We start from the raw sequence: 18521 nt of genomic DNA, 5'->3' as shown, positions 1-18521 counted from the left end.
TATCGTGCAGCCGGGCGATGCCCAGTCCGCGCCTTCGTGTCACTGTTCCTCACCACCGTGGGGGTGTTCCGCTGAACGAGCGCGGACCGGTCCTCTGCGGAGCTCTCTCCCCGCCACCGTGGGGGTGCGCACTACACAGCCGACGCTGCCTACTGCCGTACCAGCCCCAGATCCTCGTCCAGGTGAAGCCTTTTGCCGCTCACCGCCACCGGCTGCGGCACCCCTGCCACCACCGGCTGGCACAGGACCAAGACCTCGCTGAGCAGCGGATGCTGCCCCCACGCGGCGGGCGGCGCCAGCCGTTCCCGGTCCTCTCCCGAAAACCAGGTCCCGCGCACCGGCACCGTGCGGCGCATCACGGCACGGACCGCAGCCGCCGTGACCGCATCACCGGGGCCGGCCGCAGGCAGCGGCTCCTGGCCATCGAGGTCGAGGGTCGTGCGGCCGTCCGGGTGCAGGTAGACGCACAGCAGCCGCGCCGATTCCGCTCCCAGCCGGGTGGCGGTCTCCCACTCGTCCTCCTCGCCGGGCAGGCTGTGCAGCGCATGCAGCCCACCCACCTGCTGCGCCCGGGGAATGGCCACCAGGCCCGCCTGCCCGCGCTCGGCGAGCTCCTTGCCGCGATGCGCGCTCCAGGCCGTCCGGCCCCGGGCGTCGAGGGCCTCCCAGTCGACGGGCTCCGCTGCCGCGCCGTGCACGGACTCCACCAGCGCCTGCACCTCGCCGGGAACCGCGACGGTGCGCCCGTCCAGGGCAGCGACGGCCGCGGACGTGGCGGCCAGGAGGTGTTCGGTATACACCTCGCCCCAGTGCCGCGGCACGCTGCCGCCCCCGGCCAGCGGATCCAGGACCACCAGCACCGGCTCCCCGGCCCAGGCCGGGCGACTGGGCCCGTCGGCCCGCGTGCGGCGGGCCCACCAGTTCTCGTGCCGCCAGCACCGGCCGGCCCGCTGCAACAACAGCGCCAGCGGCGCCAGATCGCTGATCACCAGGTCGGCATCCAGGTCCAGCGACTGCTCGACCACCTGCGTGGCCACGACGATGCGGCGCACCGGCCGCGGCCCGGTGCGCCCCAGCCCGCCGGTAACCGACGCGGTACGCCGCTCCCGCACCTCCCCGGGGAACCGGGCGTGCAGGAGCTGCACGTCACCACCGTCACGGTGGGAGCGGTCATCGACGCGCGCCCGCAACGCCTGATAGGTCTCCTGTGCGTCGGCCACCGTGTTGCAGACCACCAGCGCGACACCGCCCTGACCCTCGACGACCGGGGCCAGCAGCCGCTCGATCACCGCCAGCCGGCGGCGCGCCGCCGGCTGGGTCGGCCCGTGGGTGACCGGCTCGACCTGCACCCGCAGCGCCATGCTCCGCTCGACGGCCTGCGCCTGCTTGGCCTCCTCGGAGATCGCAGTGGCCCGCGGGCCCTTGCTACCTGGTGCCGCGGCGGCATCCACATACAGCCAGCCCGGGTACGGCGCCGGGAAGGACAGCTGCGCGAGGCGATCCGTGCGGTGGCCGGCGCCCCGGAGATACTCCTTGATCAGCCGGTCGCTCACGGAGGCCGGCAAGGTCGCCGACAGCAGCACCACCGGAACCCCGTAGGCCCCCAGCCAGTTCAGCAGCCGCGCCAACAGCACCTGCATATACGGGTCGTAGGCATGCGCCTCGTCCACGATGAACGTCTTGTTCGACAACGCCAGCAGCCGCAGGGCGTTGTGCCGCACCGGCAGCACCGCCATCAGCGCCTGATCCACCGTGCCCACCGTGAACTGCGCCAGCAGCGGGCGCTTCGCCCCCCGCAGCCACTGCCGCGGTCGCATGTCCGCCTCAGCACGCTCCCGCCCCACGGCCCGCTCGTCACCGTCGCAGGTCACCACCGGCGTCCCCGCGGCCAGGTCGTCGTCGCTGTAGGCGTCGTTGAGCCAGGCCATGCTGTGGACGAGCGTCAGCCCGGCACCATCCCCCGCCTGCCGGCGCAGCGCACCCGCCACCCGCCCGTACATCTGATCGCTCGTCGCCATCGTCGGCAGCAGGAAAGCCAGCCCCCGGGTCCCGAACGCGGCCGACACCACGCGCTCGGCCTCCAAAGCAGCCTCGCTCTTGCCGTCCCCCGGCGCCGCAGTGACCAGCAGGATTCCGCCCCGCCCACCACCTCCCACCGCACCGGGCAGCTCCTCCATGACGGATCGCTGCAGCGGGTTGGGCTCCCCGGCGATCCCGTACGCCTCCGAGAAGCCGCGCCGGGACAACTCCACCGGCGTCAGCCCGGCCTCGGCCAGCAGCCCCGCCGCATCCGCACAGGACCGCACGAAGTGCGCCTCCAGCGATGCCTCCAGGCTCTGCTGCCGACGCCGCAGGTAGTCCGCCTGGCTGACCAGCCAGTCCGCCAGAATCACCACACCCGTCACGAGCACGGCCGCAGGCGCATCAAAAGACTCCGGCTCCGCAGGCGCTCCCAGCAGACAGTGCACCGCCCTCACATGGGCCACCCGCTGCCGCTCCCACACACCGGTACCGAGGAAGGGATCGTCGCCCCCGGTGTCATCCGGGCGGTGGAACCGGCCGTGATGCCCCCCGATGATCTCCGCGATCCGTGCCGCGGCCCCGTACTCGTCCTCTGTATCGAACCCCAGGGCGGCCAGGGCGGCCTCGGCCGCCTTCAGACCGGCCACGTCATGCCCCATCCGGTCGGCCGTCATCGTCCCGGCATCCGCACGGAACACCGGATCAAGGTGTGCGCGGCCGTGCCGGGAACAGAACTGGAAGCCGGACAGCTTGCCCACATCGTGCAACCCGGCACACAGGCCGACCGCCGCCCGCGCCGCTGCCTCGTCATCGCCGACCCCCAGACCAGCTGCGATGCTGCACCGCTGGTTCGCCGACAGGTACTCGTCCCACAGATGCAAGGCCATGGCCGCCGCATCCAGCAGATGCCGCACCAGCGGATACGGCGGCAACTGCGGATCCAGCCCCCGCGACTTCCCCCACAACGACTCGTTCGGCACGTCCTCAGCACCCATGGACACCCCAACCCCTTCACTGCCTGACGTCGCCGCCCCAGTGCAACCGAGTGTGCGAAAAAGCCAAGCACACCCCACTGACAGCGCCCCGCCCGACGTGTCGCGTGCGTGGCCCGCTCGGAACAAGGGACGGCAGACGTCAGCAGGCCACCATCCGCCCGGTCGCCGACGGTTGGGTCGTCCTGGCCTGGAGGGACCTTCGCACTGGGTAGGGCAGTGACACTGGGGAGCCTGCCCGGCCGGTGTTGATCGAGGACCTGCTGGACACGGGATACGAACGGAGCCCCTGTCGCCCGCGCGAGCCCGGGGACGAGAGCTCGACCCAGACAAGACGCTGCTTGACCACCTGCGGATCCACTCGTTACGCATCCCGAGTCACCACGTGATTGCGACGTGCGGTGAGCTGCGTGACATCGCTGCGCAGTTGATGCACAAGGGAGAGAGCCCGGTGCATTCTCGCAGCGTGGCGTGGCACCCGGTTGGCCAGACGCCCCCCAATCCCTGCCGATACATCCATGCCGGCACACGATTGTGAGGGGTCAACGAAACGAGTCGAGAGCGTCGAATGGGCAGTCAAGAAGCAAGCGTCGCTTGTCGAATAACTAGTGCGTACGCAACAGTCATGTGAGAGGCTCACGCCAGAAGTAAGTCAACCCTGTACGCGCACCATCGAAGCGCATGGGTTACCGCAAAGGTGTGAGGAAAGCTGTGCGGGGCTGTAACGGTCCGTGCCCGATAGCCGAGCCGCTGGCCCCGGGGACACGTAGGACGTGTCCCCGGGGCTGGTGGGCACCCGGCCGCTGAGCGGCTGGCGAACCTGGTGGCGTAAACACCAGGTTCGTCAGCTACAGCAGGGCGTCCACGATCTTGGCTGCCACAGGAGAGACGACGGCTCCGATGACGATGAGTGCCAGCTCGCGTCGGCCCAGCCGGTCGGCCAGGTTCCCTAAGCGGCGTCGCATCTTGCGTACCTCCGGTGATCGGCCCCGGACTCGGTGTCCGAGCGCGTGGTGGATCGGAGGCAGAGCAGGATGCCGCGCGAATGGAGCCTACGGTCAGCGGCGCCTGCCGTAGGGGGAAATCGTGAAATCTGCGGTCGGTGTGCGCGGCAGAGGGCGCCGACGACGCTCATCGAGGTGTCCGGCGGCCGAGGACGGGCAGGTGCTCTTGTCGTCGTTGGTGCCTGCCTCGCAGTGGGACACGACAGCACCGCACCCGGCGTCTCACCCAGCGGCGACGCCGGGTGGACCGAACAACGGGGGTGTCTCGGCGAACTGGTCCCCGCGGGGGCAGCCCGCCCCGTCGGGATCACTGCAGCGCAGCAGTAGCTGCTCCAAGTCGGCCGCGCTCGGACGGCTGGGTGTCTTGCGAGCCTGTGCCCAGGGACGCGTAGCGGGGGCTCCCGGCCGGGGAAGCTTGGAGCATGCGTCGGTGCGCGAGTCCGCTCCGCGCCCCGCCCGTAACAATCGCCGAGCCACCCTGTTGGTGCGGAAGGCCGGGCGGGACGGGTATCAGGAGGCTTGCCGATGCTGTGTGACGGTGCTGGGGTACGTCCGCAGGTCCCGGCCGGGTGCATCTGGAACACCGGGAGAGGCGCCTGCCACCATCCAGGTAGACGCGGCTCGCCGGCCGGACGCTCCTGTCGTTGACCAGATGGCCGTCAGGCCGCGATGTTCAGTTCGGTGCGGACGCGGTGGACGAAGCCGCGGACAGCCGGCTCGTGGCGCCAGGGGGCCAGGGCGGTGGTGAACTCGCGGACGTAGTCCGAAGCCCGGGTGGACTGGACGCGGGCGAGGATGTCGACGGATTGGTGCCCGAGCGCGAGACCGCGGTCCAGGTCGCGGGCCTGGAGGTGGGCGGTGCCGACGATGGCGAGCCGCATGCCGACCGAGCGGGTGAAGACGCCCGCTGGCATGGCGGCGGCCTGCTGATTCCAGGCGAGGGCAGCCTCGGGGTTGTGCAGGTCCCGGAAGATTTCGGCCGCGTCGGCGGACAGCCGGGCGTGATGATAGAAGTCGATGTAGGCCGGGTCATCACCTTGTCGGGCGCCGGCCTGCCCGAGGAGGGTTTCTGAGGCGGCCAGGGCCCGGGAGGCTGCTGGGGCATTGTTGTCTCGGGCGTGGGCGCGGGCCTCGATGAGTTTGGTGAAGGCCAGCACCCGTGGGACGGCTTGGCCTTTGCCGCGTTCGTGGGCGCCCTGGGCCATGTCGATGGCTTCGGAGACGAAACCGCGCAGGAGCGCCTGCATGGCCATGGTGGTCAGGACGTAGCAGCCGAGTTGTACATTGCCGCCGGCGCGGGCCAGACGCAGTGCCTGGATGAAGTGGCGCTGCGCGGCGTCATGGCGGCCGACGTCGAAAGCGGTCCACCCGGCGAGGCGGGACAGTTCCGCGGTGACGGAGAACAGCTCGCGGCCGACGGCGTCGGAGAAGGAGCCGCGCAGCAGGGGAGCGGAGCGCTGGGTCAGGCAGGCGGTGACGGAACTGGCCTTCCAGTTGCCGCCGCCGTACTTGGAGTCCCAGCGGCGGGCCTCGTCAGCGGACTCGCGCAGCTCGGCGAGGTCGGCCCGGCCGACCCGCCGGCCTCCGCTGTGATCGGCCGTCTGGTCGGCGGGGATGGCCAGCCAGCGGGTCACCGGAGTGGTGAAGGCGGATGCGGCGAAGCCGGATCCGGTCAGAAAATCGCGACGGTTCACGCTGCTCCAGAACGAGGTGGCGACACGGACCGCATCTGCACGGTCCCGGGCGAAATCCAATCCCACCTGAGCATCCGGTGTCTCGTCCCGTTCCATGCCGATGTCGGCGAGGGTCACGGGCCGGCCGAGGCGTTCGGCGACCGCCTGGGCGAGCAGTACGGGCACGGGCCACTTCGGGGTCACGCCCCGCCGGGCCCAGTTGGCGAGACTGGTGTGGGAGTAGGAGGCCTGTATTCCGGCGTGGTGCGCCAACTGGTTCACGCGCAGAGCCAAGGACTTCTTGCTCGCGCCGCAGGCTTCGATGAGCCGGGCCAGTTCCGTGTTGGGCGGGCGGGCCCGGCGGTCAGTCATGGGCACCTGTCCCCCTTCCGGGGCAGCGCTGGAAAAGGCTTATGCGAAGAGACGGGGACAGTTGTCGGGCGCCGTAGGGCCTGATGATCAGGCCTGGGTGCCGAGAGTTGACCGAAGCGCGCAGGGTGCGCCGCCGAGGTTATTGCCCTGCAGGGTAGCGGTGAACCGCCGCTGCGAGCTGTGAGCCCTCGTGTGAGCCCTCCCCGGAGCGGCGGGCGGACGGTGAGATGAGGGCACAGGCCACCGGCGCGGCCCGGCGGCATCACGTGGAAAAGGGGCACTGGTGGAACGGTTGCGCATCGTGGTCGGCTCCGACCAGGCCGGTCACGCGTACAAGGAAGCCTTGGCCGCAGACCTGCGGTCCAGTGTGCTGGTCTCGTCGGTGACGGATGTCGGCGTGGACGCCCGAGGCGGTGCCGTCTATCCAGAGGTGGCGTTCGCGGCCGCGCAGATGGTCGCCGCAGGCGCGGCCGACCGGGGGGTGCTGGTGTGTCACACCGGCTTGGGCATCGCCATCGCGGCCAACAAGGTCCGGGGAGTGCGCGCGGTGACCGCCCACGACCCGCTGTCAATCCGGCACGCCGTGCTCCACAACAACGCCCAGATGCTGGCGCTCGGGCAGGGCGTGGTCGGTCTCGGCCTGGCCCGGGAGCTGGTCCGGCAGTGGATGACCTACCGGTTCGACGTGACCTCGTCGGCCGCGGCGAAGCTCGCGCTCATCACCGACTTCGAGAACCGCCCAGAGGGTCGCCAAGAGGACCGCCATGCCCACTGACCGTGCGACCGTGCCCCGCTCCCGGTCCCGCCTGCGGTGGCCGGTCGAACCGGCTCAGGGCGGCTGGTACACGGCCGCCGAGCACGCCGCGGTGGACGCGCTGCTGGCCGAGTCGGACAACTGGCGGATCGGCTGGAAGGCCGCCGTGGGCGTGGCCGCTTTCGAGGAGGCGTTCGCCGTCTACACCGGCAGCCGGTGCGCCGTCGCCTTCAACTCCGGCGGCACCGCCCTGGAGATGCTGCTGCGCTGCCTGCACCTGGGCCCCGAGGACGAAGTGGTCTCCTGTGCCGTGAACTTCGTCGGCCCGCACCTGGCCGTCATCGGTCAGGGCGCCCGCCTCGTTCTGGCCGAACCCGCGCTGCCCACGCTGAACCTTGACCCGGCGGACACCGAGCGGGTCCTCAGCGCCCGGACGCGGGCCATCGTGGTGACGCACTGGAACGGCGCGGTCTGCGACCTGCGCCCGTTCGTGGAGCTGGCCGCGCGGCACCCGCATCCGGTGCACGGCCCGCCCCGGGTGATCGTGGACGCCGCGCGGGCCTGCGGCGGCCGGTCCCCGTCCGGCGCCCGTGTGGGCGCCGAGGGCTGGGCCACGATGTTCTCCTTCGAGTCGAAAAAACTCATGACGACCCTCGGCCAGGGCGGCATGGTCACCACCAACGACGCCTTCCTGGCCGAGCGCCTGCGCCAGTTGCGCACCTACGGCGGCACCCAGGAATGGGGCACCAACCAGATGATGACCAAGGCCCAGGCGGCCGTCGGACTGGTCCAGCTCGCCCGCCTGGACGAGATGAACGACGCGCGCATCGCCCGTGCGCACCAGCGCACCACGCTCCTCTCCGACGTCGAAGAGCTGACACCGCCGCCGACCCTGCCTGATCGTCAGCACCTGTACTACCGGCACAACCTGCTCGTGCCCGAGACCTGGGCCGGCCGGGGGCGCGATGCGCTGATGGAAACCCTGGCCCGGGAGTACGGGGTCGGCAGCATCATCAGCGACCGGCCGGCCTACCTCTTCCACCGCCGGGTGCGCGAGCACGTCGGTGGCCGGAGCTGCCCGCGCGCCGAACGGCTCATCGACCGGTTGCTGTGCCCCTGCCTGCACCCGCGGATCCCCGCTGCCGACGAGCAGCAGATCACCGACGCCATCCGGCAGGCCACCGCCCAGGTCGCCCGCACGTACCCGGCACCGTGACCCCGAAGGACGACCGATGATGGCACGCCGCACCCCTGCTTCGCCCCGCCCCGACACCCGCCCCGCCGCCCCCGGCACGTCCGCCGACCGCGCCGTACCCGCCCAGGCGGCCCCCGCGGCGGAGCACTCGGAGACCCCGCACGGCCCGTCCGCCAACACCACGCCCGACCAGCCCCGCACTCACCCGCACCGCCGTGAGGTACCGCACGCCCTCAGCCCCGGCCCGGCGTCGGTCCTCGATGAGGAGATCGCCAACCTGCACGAGACCCGTCTGACCGCCCCGTACCCGCGCAAGACTTCCGGCGGCCTGCTGCGCATGGTCTTCATGCTCCCGTTCGGCCACGCCTTCTCGCTGATGTGCAACGGGCCGATGGCCTTGTACGACCTGGTCAACCGCAGTCCGCACATCCCGGCCGTCGCCGAACGGGCCCTGCAGTACGACTGTCTCGTCCGGGAGGGCAACCGTCTCTCCACCCCGGACGGTGTGCCCTACCGCACGGTCGAGTCGCCCCGTCCGGTGCGGGAGGCGGACATCGTCGGCATCTCCATGATCAACGCGGGGGATCTGCACAGCGTGCTGCGCCTGCTGGATCTGGCCGGGATCCCCCGGCGCAGCCGCGACCGTGTCCCGGGCCGCCACCCGCTCGTCATCGGCGGCAACCAGGGCCTGGCCGACCCCGAACCGCTGGCGGACTACCTCGACGTGGTGGCCATCGGCGAAGCCGAACAGTCCCTCGCCGAGCTGCTGCACCTCGTCCATCGGGCCAAGGCCGCGCACCCCGCGGCCGGCACGCCGCCCGCGCGGGCGGCCCTGCTGCAGGACTTTGCGCGGGTGCCCGGGCTCTATGTGCCGGCCCTGTACGAACCGCACTTCGCTCCCGGCGGCGGCGTCCAGGCGCTGGGCCCCCGGAGCGCCAGGGTGCCGGCGCGCGTGCACGCCCAGTACCTCGGCGTCGGCGAGCTGCGCGACGCACACTTCGTCTACCCGATCACCGACGGGACGGCCGCCGGCATGCACCCGGTCATCGGCTGCCGCCACACCTGCTCGTTCTGCAACCTCGGGATCCCGCCCTTCCGGCAGGCACCTCTCCCACTGCTGCTCGCCTACATCGACCGTCTCGAAGAACTCCAGGTCCCCACCGTCATCATCAGCGCACCGACCTTCACCCAGTACCGGCACCGCCAACAACTCCTGGAGCGCCTGCGCGCCTACGCCCACCGTGCCGCCACCGCAGGCCGCCAGGTGACCACGATCATCGGTTCTATCCGGGCCGACGAGATCAGCGCCGACTATCTCGACGCCGTCACCGAACTGGGCGAATTCGGCCACCTGTTCACCGAACTGCACGCGGCGAAGGCGCGCGGCGTGATCACCATTGCCCCCGAGTGGGCCAGTCCCGACCTCGTCGCGCTGTACGGCAAGACTCAGACTCCCGCGCGCATCCACCGGGCCCTTGAACTGTGCCGGGCGAACGGGAACATCAACACGGTCATGCTTTACTTCATCATCGGCGCCCCCGGCGAGCGCCCCGCAGACCGTCTCGCCATCGCCGACTACGCCGTGGACGTGCGGCGGCGGCTCGGTGCCACGGACACCAACGTGATCATCAAGCTGCACCAGTTCATGCCGAAGCCCGGCACGCCCACACAGCGTCTGGCGATGACGGACCCGGACGTGGTCCACGCCTACGGCGACCAGATCCGCGACCGCGTCCGCGCGCTGGCCGGTGACACGGACTTCGAGGCGTACTACCGGGTGGAGCAGTTCGCCACCGGCCGGATGCACCTGGAAGTCGTCTGCTCCCGCGGCGACCGTCGCGTCGGCCATGTCCTGGAAGACCTCTACGACGCCGGCACCGACCTGGCGGAACTGACCAAGGACCAACTCGTCGAGGCGCTCGACCGACACGGCCTGGACTATGACCGGCACCTGCGGCACATGGACGATCCCGTCCTGCCGTGGCACGCCCTCAACCACGTCAACCGCACCGCCGAGGACCGGCTCGCCACCGCCCTGGCCGCACGAGAGGCCGCCCAGTGAGCGGCGACGGGCTTCTCCCAGGTCCCGGCAAGCACACTCTCCCGGCGGTGACCGACCCCGCGGAGCACGCCGCCTATGTACGCTCCCGGCACCCGCATGCGACGCTCTCGGGCCTCGCCGGCGTCATCCTCGTCTACCAGCGGACCGTCCTGTACGACGCTCACGCCCGCTTCGCCGTGCACCCGCTCCCGGGGTGGGCTCGCGGTGAGCTGGGACTGATCGAGCGCCACGGCGCGACGGTGGGCCTGTGCGGTGGCTTCGGCCCGGGCGCTCCCGCCGCCGGCCTGGTGCTCGAACAACTGATCGCACTAGGTGCGCGCACGGTCATCACCGTCGGGACCGCGGCATCGCTGCAGACGTCCCTCACCGCCGGAGACGTGGTGGTGTGCTCCCAAGCCCTGCGCGACGAAGGCCTCTCCCGCCACTACCTCGCCCCCGCACGCTACGCCCGCCCCGCCTCCGCGCTGAGCCGGAGCCTGCACCGGACCCTTCGCACCCACGGCTTGCCGGCACGCACCGGCGCCGCGTGGAGCACCGATGCGCCCTACCGGGAAACCGTGCAGGAGGTAACGCGGTACGGCGCCGAAGGCATCCTCGTCGCGGACATGGAGGCCGCCGCCGTCTTCGCCGTCGCCGAGTACCGGGGCACCGCGGCAGCGGCCACCTTCGTCGTCGCCGACGCGCTCGTCAACCGTCGGCCGCGCACCGACGCCCCGCACGTGCGTGCAGTGCTGGGCGGCGTGGTGCGGACCGCGGTCGACACCTTGGCCCCGGCCCCCTGAACCGTCCGGCACAGGGGTGGCGTGCATTACGGTAAGGCGACCAGTAGGTGACGTTGCCGCTACCGAAAGATCCTGCCCGTGAGCACTGGCGCTTCCCGGCCGACCGTCGGCGCGGTCGTCCTGACCATGAACGACCGCCCCGATGAGGAACCGAGAAGCCTGGCTTCCCTCCTGGAGCAGGAGGGCGTCACCCTCGACGTCGTGGTGGTCGGCAACGGTGTCGCCCCCGCCCACGTCCCCGACGGCGTGCGCACTGTGGAACTGCCGGACAACGTGGGCATCCCCGAAGGCCGCAACGTCGGCGCCGCCAACGTCAAGGGCGACCTGCTGTTCTTCTTCGACAACGACGCCGTCTTGCCCGCCCGCGACGTGCTGGCCCGGCTCGCCGCCGAACTCACTGGTGACCTTGCGCTGGCCTACGTCCAGCCGCGTATCGCCGACCCCGTCACCGGCGTCACCTTGCGCCGCTGGGTGCCGCGCCTGCGCTCCGCCGACGCGACGCGCCCGGGCATCGTGACGGTCATGGCCGAGGGCGTCGTCATGGTGCGCCGGTCGGCCTTCGACCGCGCCGGGGCCTGGCCCGGGGCTTTCCGGCTCTTCCACGAAGGCGTGGACCTCGCCTGGCGGCTGTGGGACCGGGGCTATCGGGGCCTGTACCGGCCCGAGACCGTCGTCCACCACCCGGCCACCCATCCGGCCCGGCATGCCGAGTTCTACCGGCTCACCGCGCGCAACCGGGTGTGGCTGGCCCGCCGCAACCTCCCCGCCCCACTGATCCCGCTCAGCCTGGCGACCTGGGTGGCGCTGACCGCAGGGCGGGTGCGCGGCCGGGACGCCTGGCGGGCCACACTCACCGGACTCCGCGAGGGCCTGAGTGCCTATCCCGGTGCGCGCTCACCCATGAGCTGGCGCACCGTGATCCGGTTGATCCGTGCGGGACGCCCCCCGATCTTCTGACCAGCGGCACACGGGTACCCAGGCTGCACAGCGCCCGCATCCGACTGTGCTGCCGCCCCGGTACAGTCTGTCGGACACCAACTTCCACAGAAGGGTCTGTGTGCCTGCGTCCCAGCGCCCCTCCGTCGTCTTCGCCGGCCTCCTCATCGAAAACCGTGAAGGCCTCATTCTGTTCATGCGGCGCGCGAACACCGGGTTCGCCGACGGTATGTGGTCACTGCCCGGTGGCCGTGTCGAGCACGGCGAACTGCTGGTCCAGGCAGCCGTGCGGGAGGCCGAAGAGGAAGTCGGCCTCCACGTACCTGCCGAAGCCCTGCGCACCGCCCATGTGCTGAACAAGATCAGCGACGACGGCACACCCGTCGTCGGATGGTATTTCCACACCGCCCGGTGGGACGGCGTACCCGCGAACCGCGAACCCGATCGGTGCTCCGAGCTGGCGTGGTTCTCGCCAGATGCCATGGATCCCTGCACCGAAACAACGGACCGCCACGCGGTCCGCGCCTGGCAACTCGGTCGGGCAACAAGCTGGTTCTGACCCGGAGGACACCGGCCGGGGCACCGGGCTGGGCTGCACTTCGTGTCGTCCGGGCCGGCCGGTGGAAGGAACAGGCGTCGGTCGGGCGTTGGCACACTGACTGGACGCCTGAGCAGGGCCCGCCTGGAACAGATCAGTCAGCGGTTTCGGCCGGAGGCAGATATCCGCGCCGGCGCAGCTCCTCCACCACGTGCTGCTTCAGCTTGCGCACGTCAGCGGTCGTCAGGTTGTCCGTCGCGGTGATCGCCGCGGCCTGGACCGCCTCCTCGATGTCCCGTTGGAACACCTCCGGGGAGACCGCGCGGGGTGCCCCGTGCTTGGAGGATGTCATGGTCACGGGAGCCTCGCCGGCTCCGGAGAGAACCTCTCGGCAGGCGCCGGTGGCCCAGCCGAGCACGGGCTCGATCTTCCCGTACGTGATGTCCCGGACGGGGCGGGCGGCCTCGACCTTGTTGTAGGTGTTGATGGTCAGCCCGGCGGCCCGCGCCAGGTCGCTCTTGGTCATGCCCAGCTGGATGCGGCGTTCCGTGGTCAGGTCGGCGAGACGCTGCAGGGCGGCGCTGTCCGGGGTGGCGGCCATGGGGCACATCGTCCCAGAAACCCGCAGAGGCAGCCAGAGAAGCCCGCAGTGGGGGCGTGATCCTCGCAGAACCGCCGACGAGCACCGGCAGAATCTTTCAAATTACCGGCGCGTAATGCTGGTTAATGATATGAGAAACGATTACCTTGCTCTCGTGGAACCGCACCGCCCACCGCTTCGGTGAGCGGGCCCGTCGGCCGCTCACTCCCAGGACGCGGCACCATACGGGTCGATGTGAGCCGCACGGCAGCACGACCCGTCCCCGGCGCCCCAGGTCAGGCGGCCACCAACTCGACGAGATCCACGTGTGCTTCAGGGCCCCGTCGGCCCCTTCGTCCGCCGGACGGTGACCCTGGGAGAAGAGGGCACCGTGCCCGCTAAGACGCTTCCCGTCGTTCACGACGGGTTCATGAAACCCGGTGAGGCGGCCCGGGAACTCGGCTGCGGCGAACGCTGGTTGCGAGACGGCGCCAACCACCGCGGTTTCCCGCACCACCGGCTCGGTAAGTTCCTGCAGTTCAGCCGCCAGGACCGCGACGAGATCCGGTTCCTGTGCCGAGTTCCGACGCACGCGGCGAGAACGGTGCCACGCCGACGACCGAACCGCGCGGGACACCCTGTACGCCCGGATGCCTGACGCGGTTGTGGCTCCGCTGCCGCAGAGCCGCGCGGCGGTCGGAGCCTGGGCCCCTCCCAGCACTCCCTCAGAGACGAGGCAGATCGTGCCCGTAGCAGTTCAGAGCCGCGATGGTACGGCCGTCGTGGTGGTGACTTTCGATCTCGGGTCGGCGGTGCAGCCGCTGACCACCCGCCTCCCGGCCATGGCCGAGGACGTGGAACGGTACCTGCGCCGCCTCACCGAGGAGCCCCTCGACGTGCAGGTCAGTGCCCGTACCGGGCTGGGCGCGGTGTACGGCGGTGATCGCCGCCTGTTCGCCGCGTTCGCGTACGTCACGTATCCCCATGGCGGGAGCGTGGCGGCATGAGCGACGACGCGTTCTTCGCCGCGCTGACGGCGGACCTGGCCGACGAGTCTTACCGCCCCTTCCGTGCCTTGTTCGAGCAGGCGCAGACGCGCCTGCGGCACGAGCACCCCGACGGTGTCGATCCCGCTGTGATCGGTTTCCGTGCGTGGGAGGGGCTACGGCCGGAGGAGCAGGGGGCGGCGCTGGCCGACCTGTTCTACGTGTACTGGTCGGCGCAGCAGTGCGAGGCGGACGAGCAGGCCCGCTTCGAGTGGCAGATCTCCCAGTCGCTGCTGGACGCTCTTGACGAGTCGGTGCTGCAGCACGCTCTGGGATGCCCGACCGGCGAGTCGGTTCGGGTGGAACGCGCCCGGCTGGCCCGCGTGCTGGCGGAACTGGAGCGCCTGCAGTTGCAGGTCGATGAACTGGTCCGCCAGGTCGGGCTGCCCCTGCCCGAGGGAGGCGAGCCGCATGCCTGAGCCGATGCCTTCCGAGCAGTTGGACCTGGTGCGTCGGCGGCAGCTCGGCGAGTGGCTCGCGGGCCCGTGGACGATCCACGAAGCCGTTGCGTCCGACGGCGAGGTGTGGCAGGTCAAGCACGAGGGGCAAGTTTTGGCGACGCTGCCGGACTGGGCCGGAAACCTGGCCCTGTGGATCGCCGAGGCGCACGACGACCTCCCGCTCCTGCTCGCCGAGATCGACTGGCTGTTGGCTGTCGCTGCGCCCCTGTCGGAGCCGGAACGTGTCACCCTCGGCAGGGAGATTGAGGATGGGGCCGCATCGACAGACGAACTGCGTGCCGTCGCTCGGCGATTGCTCGCGGCGAATGAGCGTCTGACCCGTCTGTTGGAGCAGGCACAGGGCGAGGCCCGCACCGCTCTGACCGAGGCTGCCGAGTTTGGCATTCGGCTGCGCGCCGGGACCGCGGCCGGTGAACACGTCGTGGGCCGGACGCCGGACCGGGGCGTGGCGCGGACCCGTCTGGCCCGGTACCGCGACCGGGCGCCGGATGCGCAGCTCGTGGTTCGCACGGTGCGCTACGGCGCATGGGACGAGGAGCCGTCATGACGGCCCCGGCCCCGTGCTCGGACGCTCCCTTGCCTGCAGATGTCGCCGACCAGCTCGGCGCCCTGTATCGCGAGCACCATTCCCGGGTGGTGGCCTACGCGCGGCTGGGCGGGGTGGACGCCGTTCTCGCGGACGACATCGCCTCCGAGACCTGGCTGGCCCTTGCTTCCCAGCTGCGGCGGGGACGGCTGCGGGTCGGTCCCGCGCTGCCCCGGCTGTTGAGGATGATGGTGAGCAACGCCATCGTCGCCCACTTCCGTGTCGCCCGGAACCGGGAGCGCCCGGTGGCCTGGTGGGCTGACCCGGCCACGGTCGACGAGCGCTTCCCGGCCTGTCGACCTGCTGATCGTGCGGCACCGGACTACGACGGGCCGCAGTTCCCCGCTCGTCTGCGCCAGGCCATCGACTTGCTGCCTGATGCCTGGCGCTGGGTGGTCGAGTTCCGCAGCGAGGGCATGACCTACGCGGCGGTGGCCTCCCACGTGGGCTGTTCCGCCGTGCGCGTCCGGCAGATCGAGAAGGCGGCCATGAAGGCGCTGCGCCCGGTGGTGACCGGTGAGCGCGACACTCCAGCCGTTCCCGAGCGTGCCTGCGCCCGTCAAGGCGGCCCTCCCCGCATGACGCCGTCCACGCCGCTCAACCTGCTGGAGCCGGCCTGATGACCGGAACCGGAGCAACGGCCCCCAAGCCCACCCATCAGTCCTTGCGGGCCGACGCCCTGCTGGCCGAAGCGCGACGCCGCCCGCAGGGGAGGATCACGTCCGGTGCGGCGAGGGCGGCCTACGCCCGTCTCGGGCTCGCCGCGAAGCGGAGGACCGCGCGACGCGACCTCAAGGCGCTCGCGGCCGAGGGCCTGCTCACCGCGTGTGGGCCGGACTCGCAGCGCTACTACGTCGCCAACCGTGCGCGGATGGGCGGCAGTCACCCGGGCGGTGAGGCCGATGGCTGAGGCCGAGGCCCGTCCCTGCCACCGGGGCCGTGTCTGCCCGCGCACCGACACTGCCGCGACACACACCGCGCGCCCAAACCTCCGGAGGACCTGATGATCACCGTGATGTTGCGGGCCGTCCGCGTCGCACCGGACGGCACCTACCGCCCCCTGACGGTGCCTCGTGATGGGGAGGCCCGACGCGCCGCGCTGAGCGCCGCTGTCGGTGGCGCGCCCGAGTACGCCCACTACGGGCGCTTCGGACGCGGCGCCGTCTGTGCCGTCGTGCACGAGACAGGGTGCGGTGACGACCTGCCGTCGAACTGGCTGGCCACCGGCTTCGTCGCGCGGGTGCGCGGCGGCCCGCTCCCGTACTGCCTGTACGGCCCCGTCGTCCTCCTCGGATACGACCCGCACACCCGCCAACTGGCCGATCTGGGCGATGAGGACCGCCGCCGTGGAGCAACTCGCCGTGCGACGAAGCACCCCCGGCGCGCCGCACCCGGCTCAGGACGGCCCGACCACCGCCGACGAGCGGACGGTACCCCGCCCGGCACCCCACCCACGGAAGACGTGATTTTCATGAACCAGACCGCCCTCAACACCGCTGTGGCCGCTGCCTCCGGCCTGTCCCAAACCCAGGCCGCCCGCGCCGTCACCGCCCTGTTCGACGTCGTCGTGCGTACGGTGACAGCCGGTGAGCCGGTCAGTGTCACGAACTTCGGCACCTTCCGTCCGGCGCAGCGGCCCGCCGGTACCCGTCAAAACCCCCGCACGGGGGAACGGTTCACCGCCGACGCGAAGACGTGCATGCGCTTCAGGGTTTCACCGAAGACCCGCCGCATCGTCGCGGCGGGCGACCCGAACGCGGTGCGCCGCAAGGGCACCGGACAGCGCCACGCCGACCAACGGGGCCTCAGGGCCCGCTGAGTGCCCCCACCGCGCGGGCCGTGCGGCACTGTCCCCCAGCGCCCGGCCCGCCCCCGGCCGCCCGCCCCCCTCCTTGCTGCGGGCGGCCGGGCTCTCTCGCTCGGATGCCTGACCACCAACCCGCTATCGGGAGCCCACCATGGGACCGCTCCTTCACCGCACCGTGCGCCGTACCGGCCTTCGGCACGCGCCGCACTGCGCCCGCCCGCCCCTGACGCCCGGCCCGGCCCGGCACATCAACCGTGCCCGCCGCACCGTCATCGCCGTACCCCGGGTGGGCGCCGCATCGAACCACCGCACCGGAAGCGCCGTCGTCCGATGAGCACGCTCACCGACCCCCAACTGAAGGTTCTCCTCGCACCGGTCAGCCCCCAACGCGTCAGCACGTTCCGAGGACTGGCCCACATGGAGGCCTGGGACATCCGCCGCCAGCTCCTTCGTGTCTTCGGCTTCGGTGGCTACGGCATCCGCACCCTCGCCCTGGACCTGGTGGCCGAACACAGCGCCCAACTGCGCAAGAAGGACGCCGACGGCCGCCCCTACGGCGCCCCGTACACGGCCTGGACCGTCGTCTACCGGGCGCAGGTCCGTCTCACCGTCTATGCCACCGACGGCCGCCGGATCGGAGCCTGGGACGACGGCGCTGTGGGCGAGGCCGTACACCAGCCGTCCTTCGGCGACGCCCACGACATGGCGCTGAAGACGGCCCTGTCCCAGGCGCTCAAGCGCTGTGCCACCAACCTGGGGGACCAGTTCGGCCTGTCGCTGTACGACGACGGCTCCCGTGAGGCGGTCGTGCGCTGGTCGGCCGCACACCCGCCCCCAGGCGACGCCGGGAAGACACCGGCTGCCCCGGACCTGAACGCCGACCCACCCGTACGTCCGGAACCCCGCACGCCGCAGCCCACCGCGCCTGAACCAGCCGGACGGGACACGGCTACGGGGCACCCGGCGTCACCGGACGGCGAAGCTGTCGCCCGTGAGGCCGCGCTGGCCGGCATGTGGGACGCCGCCCGGCAGATCCAGTTCACCGACGCCCTGCCCGAGCAGTTTGCCGAAACCTTCGGCCACCCCCTGGCCAAAGGGACTACCACCGAATTCCAGCAGGCCCGCGCGCTGATGCTGGGAGGCGAAGCGGCATGAACGTCAAGGACGCGGTCGCCCGCGAGGCGGTCCTGCGCGCCCTGCTGGACGCGATCGGCACGGCATACCAGCAGGCCCGCGCTGAAGCCCAGCAACTGCTGGACGCGGCCGCACAGGACCATGGCCTCCGCCAGGTTGCCGCCGCGCTGCCCGACGGCCGTCAGGTCGCCGTGGTCAGCCTCACCGGTAGCACCGCCGAAGCACAGGTCACCGACGAGCGGGCGTTCACCCGATGGGTGGCGGCCGAGTACCCCACCGAAGTCGAGCGCCGGTTCGTCACCACCGTCCGTCCCGCGTTCGCCGAGCGGATCCTGCAGGACCTGACCGCCACGGGCCGCACGGCGTGGACCGACCCGCAGACCGGGGTCCTGCACGAGGTGCCGGGCGTTCGCATCGCGCCCCGCCGGGCCCGCACGCACTCCGTGCGCTTCGCCAGGACCGGCCGCGCCGATATCGCCCGCGCGTGGCACGATGGGCACCTGACTGCCCTCGCCCTGCCGCACCTTCCCGCCGACCCGGGGAAGTCTCCATGACAGGAAGGCGCGGGCAGAGTCCG

General features: G+C 71.4%; 18 protein-coding genes. 15 read left to right on the top strand and 3 right to left on the bottom strand.

The features are described from left to right. Window positions 1-149 precede the first annotated feature (149 nt). The gene (gene cas3, locus OEIGOIKO_RS02595; protein WP_125051446.1) at window positions 150-3017 is read right to left on the bottom strand and encodes a CRISPR-associated helicase Cas3'; all 2868 of its coding nucleotides are present in this window, start codon (window positions 3015-3017) and stop codon (window positions 150-152) included. 1660 nt (window positions 3018-4677) lie between these two features. Continuing rightward, the gene (locus OEIGOIKO_RS02590) at window positions 4678-6069 is read right to left on the bottom strand and encodes a sporulation protein (protein WP_125051444.1); all 1392 of its coding nucleotides are present in this window, start codon (window positions 6067-6069) and stop codon (window positions 4678-4680) included. 274 nt (window positions 6070-6343) lie between these two features. On the opposite strand from OEIGOIKO_RS02590, the gene OEIGOIKO_RS02585 reads away from it, so the two are divergent. The 6 genes from OEIGOIKO_RS02585 (at window position 6344) to OEIGOIKO_RS02560 (ending at window position 12351) form a co-directional block, all read left to right on the top strand. After that, window positions 6344-6838: an RpiB/LacA/LacB family sugar-phosphate isomerase gene (locus OEIGOIKO_RS02585; RefSeq protein ID WP_125051442.1), complete on the top strand. Its 495-nt coding sequence runs from the start codon at window positions 6344-6346 to the stop codon at window positions 6836-6838. Beyond that, entirely contained in the window at window positions 6828-8033 is a 1206-nt protein-coding gene (locus OEIGOIKO_RS02580) for a DegT/DnrJ/EryC1/StrS family aminotransferase (protein WP_125051440.1), read from the top strand. The genes OEIGOIKO_RS02585 and OEIGOIKO_RS02580 overlap by 11 nt, the downstream gene beginning before the upstream one ends. Window positions 8034-8049: 16 nt before the next feature. Then, window positions 8050-10074, top strand: coding sequence for a B12-binding domain-containing radical SAM protein (locus OEIGOIKO_RS02575; protein WP_246177159.1), 2025 nt, complete (start codon window positions 8050-8052; stop codon window positions 10072-10074). A gap of 47 nt (window positions 10075-10121) precedes the next feature. Further along, window positions 10122-10856: a nucleoside phosphorylase gene (locus tag OEIGOIKO_RS02570; RefSeq protein WP_246177157.1), complete on the top strand. Its 735-nt coding sequence runs from the start codon at window positions 10122-10124 to the stop codon at window positions 10854-10856. Window positions 10857-10934: 78 nt separating this feature from the next. Next, window positions 10935-11813 (top strand): glycosyltransferase family 2 protein, encoded by an 879-nt coding sequence (locus OEIGOIKO_RS02565; protein WP_125051436.1) that lies wholly within the window; start codon window positions 10935-10937, stop codon window positions 11811-11813. Window positions 11814-11913: 100 nt separating this feature from the next. Then, window positions 11914-12351, top strand: coding sequence for an NUDIX domain-containing protein (locus OEIGOIKO_RS02560; protein WP_125051434.1), 438 nt, complete (start codon window positions 11914-11916; stop codon window positions 12349-12351). A gap of 133 nt (window positions 12352-12484) precedes the next feature. On the opposite strand, the gene OEIGOIKO_RS02555 is transcribed toward OEIGOIKO_RS02560, so the two are convergent. Continuing rightward, a complete protein-coding gene (locus OEIGOIKO_RS02555) occupies window positions 12485-12931 on the bottom strand; it encodes a helix-turn-helix domain-containing protein (protein ID WP_170251506.1) in 447 nt (148 codons plus the stop codon). Window positions 12932-13695: 764 nt separating this feature from the next. Between OEIGOIKO_RS02555 and OEIGOIKO_RS02550 the strand changes: the two genes are divergently transcribed. The 9 genes from OEIGOIKO_RS02550 to OEIGOIKO_RS02510 all read left to right on the top strand — a co-directional run bounded on the left by OEIGOIKO_RS02550 (window position 13696) and on the right by OEIGOIKO_RS02510 (window position 18498). Then, a complete protein-coding gene (locus tag OEIGOIKO_RS02550; protein WP_125051430.1) occupies window positions 13696-13917 on the top strand; it encodes a hypothetical protein in 222 nt (73 codons plus the stop codon). Further along, window positions 13914-14375 (top strand): hypothetical protein, encoded by a 462-nt coding sequence (locus OEIGOIKO_RS02545; protein WP_125051428.1) that lies wholly within the window; start codon window positions 13914-13916, stop codon window positions 14373-14375. Before OEIGOIKO_RS02550 ends, OEIGOIKO_RS02545 begins: the two co-directional genes overlap by 4 nt. Continuing rightward, window positions 14368-14964 carry a hypothetical protein gene (locus tag OEIGOIKO_RS02540; protein WP_125051426.1) on the top strand — a complete coding sequence of 199 codons (597 nt, stop codon included), beginning with the start codon at window positions 14368-14370 and terminating at the stop codon, window positions 14962-14964. The genes OEIGOIKO_RS02545 and OEIGOIKO_RS02540 overlap by 8 nt, the downstream gene beginning before the upstream one ends. Beyond that, on the top strand, window positions 14961-15623 hold the full coding sequence (locus OEIGOIKO_RS02535; protein WP_125051424.1) for a sigma-70 family RNA polymerase sigma factor: 663 nt from the start codon (window positions 14961-14963) through the stop codon (window positions 15621-15623). The genes OEIGOIKO_RS02540 and OEIGOIKO_RS02535 overlap by 4 nt, the downstream gene beginning before the upstream one ends. Beyond that, entirely contained in the window at window positions 15623-15913 is a 291-nt protein-coding gene (locus OEIGOIKO_RS02530) for a hypothetical protein (protein ID WP_125051422.1), read from the top strand. The genes OEIGOIKO_RS02535 and OEIGOIKO_RS02530 overlap by 1 nt, the downstream gene beginning before the upstream one ends. Window positions 15914-16006: 93 nt before the next feature. Further along, window positions 16007-16822 (top strand): HU family DNA-binding protein, encoded by an 816-nt coding sequence (locus OEIGOIKO_RS02525; protein ID WP_125051420.1) that lies wholly within the window; start codon window positions 16007-16009, stop codon window positions 16820-16822. A 139-nt stretch (window positions 16823-16961) separates the two neighbouring features. Beyond that, complete coding sequence (locus OEIGOIKO_RS02520) at window positions 16962-17144, top strand: hypothetical protein (RefSeq protein WP_125051417.1); 183 nt, start codon at window positions 16962-16964, stop codon at window positions 17142-17144. Continuing rightward, window positions 17141-17965 (top strand): Rad52/Rad22 family DNA repair protein, encoded by an 825-nt coding sequence (locus OEIGOIKO_RS02515; RefSeq protein WP_125051415.1) that lies wholly within the window; start codon window positions 17141-17143, stop codon window positions 17963-17965. The genes OEIGOIKO_RS02520 and OEIGOIKO_RS02515 overlap by 4 nt, the downstream gene beginning before the upstream one ends. Beyond that, window positions 17962-18498 carry a hypothetical protein gene (locus tag OEIGOIKO_RS02510; protein WP_125051413.1) on the top strand — a complete coding sequence of 179 codons (537 nt, stop codon included), beginning with the start codon at window positions 17962-17964 and terminating at the stop codon, window positions 18496-18498. The genes OEIGOIKO_RS02515 and OEIGOIKO_RS02510 overlap by 4 nt, the downstream gene beginning before the upstream one ends. Window positions 18499-18521 lie beyond the last annotated feature (23 nt).

The sequence above is a fragment of the Streptomyces paromomycinus genome (genome assembly GCF_003865155.1).
Classification (GTDB): Bacteria; Actinomycetota; Actinomycetes; order Streptomycetales; family Streptomycetaceae; genus Streptomyces; species Streptomyces chrestomyceticus.
The sequence above is the reverse complement of the archived record's forward strand: the minus strand, read 5'-3'. Positions and strand labels throughout refer to the sequence as shown.

What these genes read in the sequence shown, in the direction of transcription:
- OEIGOIKO_RS02520 (WP_125051417.1), top strand. Translation starts at nt 16,962, where the DNA reads ATGGGACCGCTCCTTCACCGCACCGTGCGCCGTACCGGCCTTCGGCAC.
- cas3 (WP_125051446.1), bottom strand. Translation starts at nt 3,017, where the DNA reads ATGGGTGCTGAGGACGTGCCGAACGAGTCGTTGTGGGGGAAGTCGCGG.
- OEIGOIKO_RS02545 (WP_125051428.1), top strand. Translation starts at nt 13,914, where the DNA reads ATGAGCGACGACGCGTTCTTCGCCGCGCTGACGGCGGACCTGGCCGAC.
- OEIGOIKO_RS02530 (WP_125051422.1), top strand. Translation starts at nt 15,623, where the DNA reads ATGACCGGAACCGGAGCAACGGCCCCCAAGCCCACCCATCAGTCCTTG.
- OEIGOIKO_RS02575 (WP_246177159.1), top strand. Translation starts at nt 8,050, where the DNA reads ATGATGGCACGCCGCACCCCTGCTTCGCCCCGCCCCGACACCCGCCCC.
- OEIGOIKO_RS02535 (WP_125051424.1), top strand. Translation starts at nt 14,961, where the DNA reads ATGACGGCCCCGGCCCCGTGCTCGGACGCTCCCTTGCCTGCAGATGTC.
- OEIGOIKO_RS02540 (WP_125051426.1), top strand. Translation starts at nt 14,368, where the DNA reads ATGCCTGAGCCGATGCCTTCCGAGCAGTTGGACCTGGTGCGTCGGCGG.
- OEIGOIKO_RS02525 (WP_125051420.1), top strand. Translation starts at nt 16,007, where the DNA reads ATGATCACCGTGATGTTGCGGGCCGTCCGCGTCGCACCGGACGGCACC.
- OEIGOIKO_RS02580 (WP_125051440.1), top strand. Translation starts at nt 6,828, where the DNA reads ATGCCCACTGACCGTGCGACCGTGCCCCGCTCCCGGTCCCGCCTGCGG.
- OEIGOIKO_RS02555 (WP_170251506.1), bottom strand. Translation starts at nt 12,931, where the DNA reads ATGGCCGCCACCCCGGACAGCGCCGCCCTGCAGCGTCTCGCCGACCTG.
- OEIGOIKO_RS02515 (WP_125051415.1), top strand. Translation starts at nt 17,141, where the DNA reads ATGAGCACGCTCACCGACCCCCAACTGAAGGTTCTCCTCGCACCGGTC.
- OEIGOIKO_RS02510 (WP_125051413.1), top strand. Translation starts at nt 17,962, where the DNA reads ATGAACGTCAAGGACGCGGTCGCCCGCGAGGCGGTCCTGCGCGCCCTG.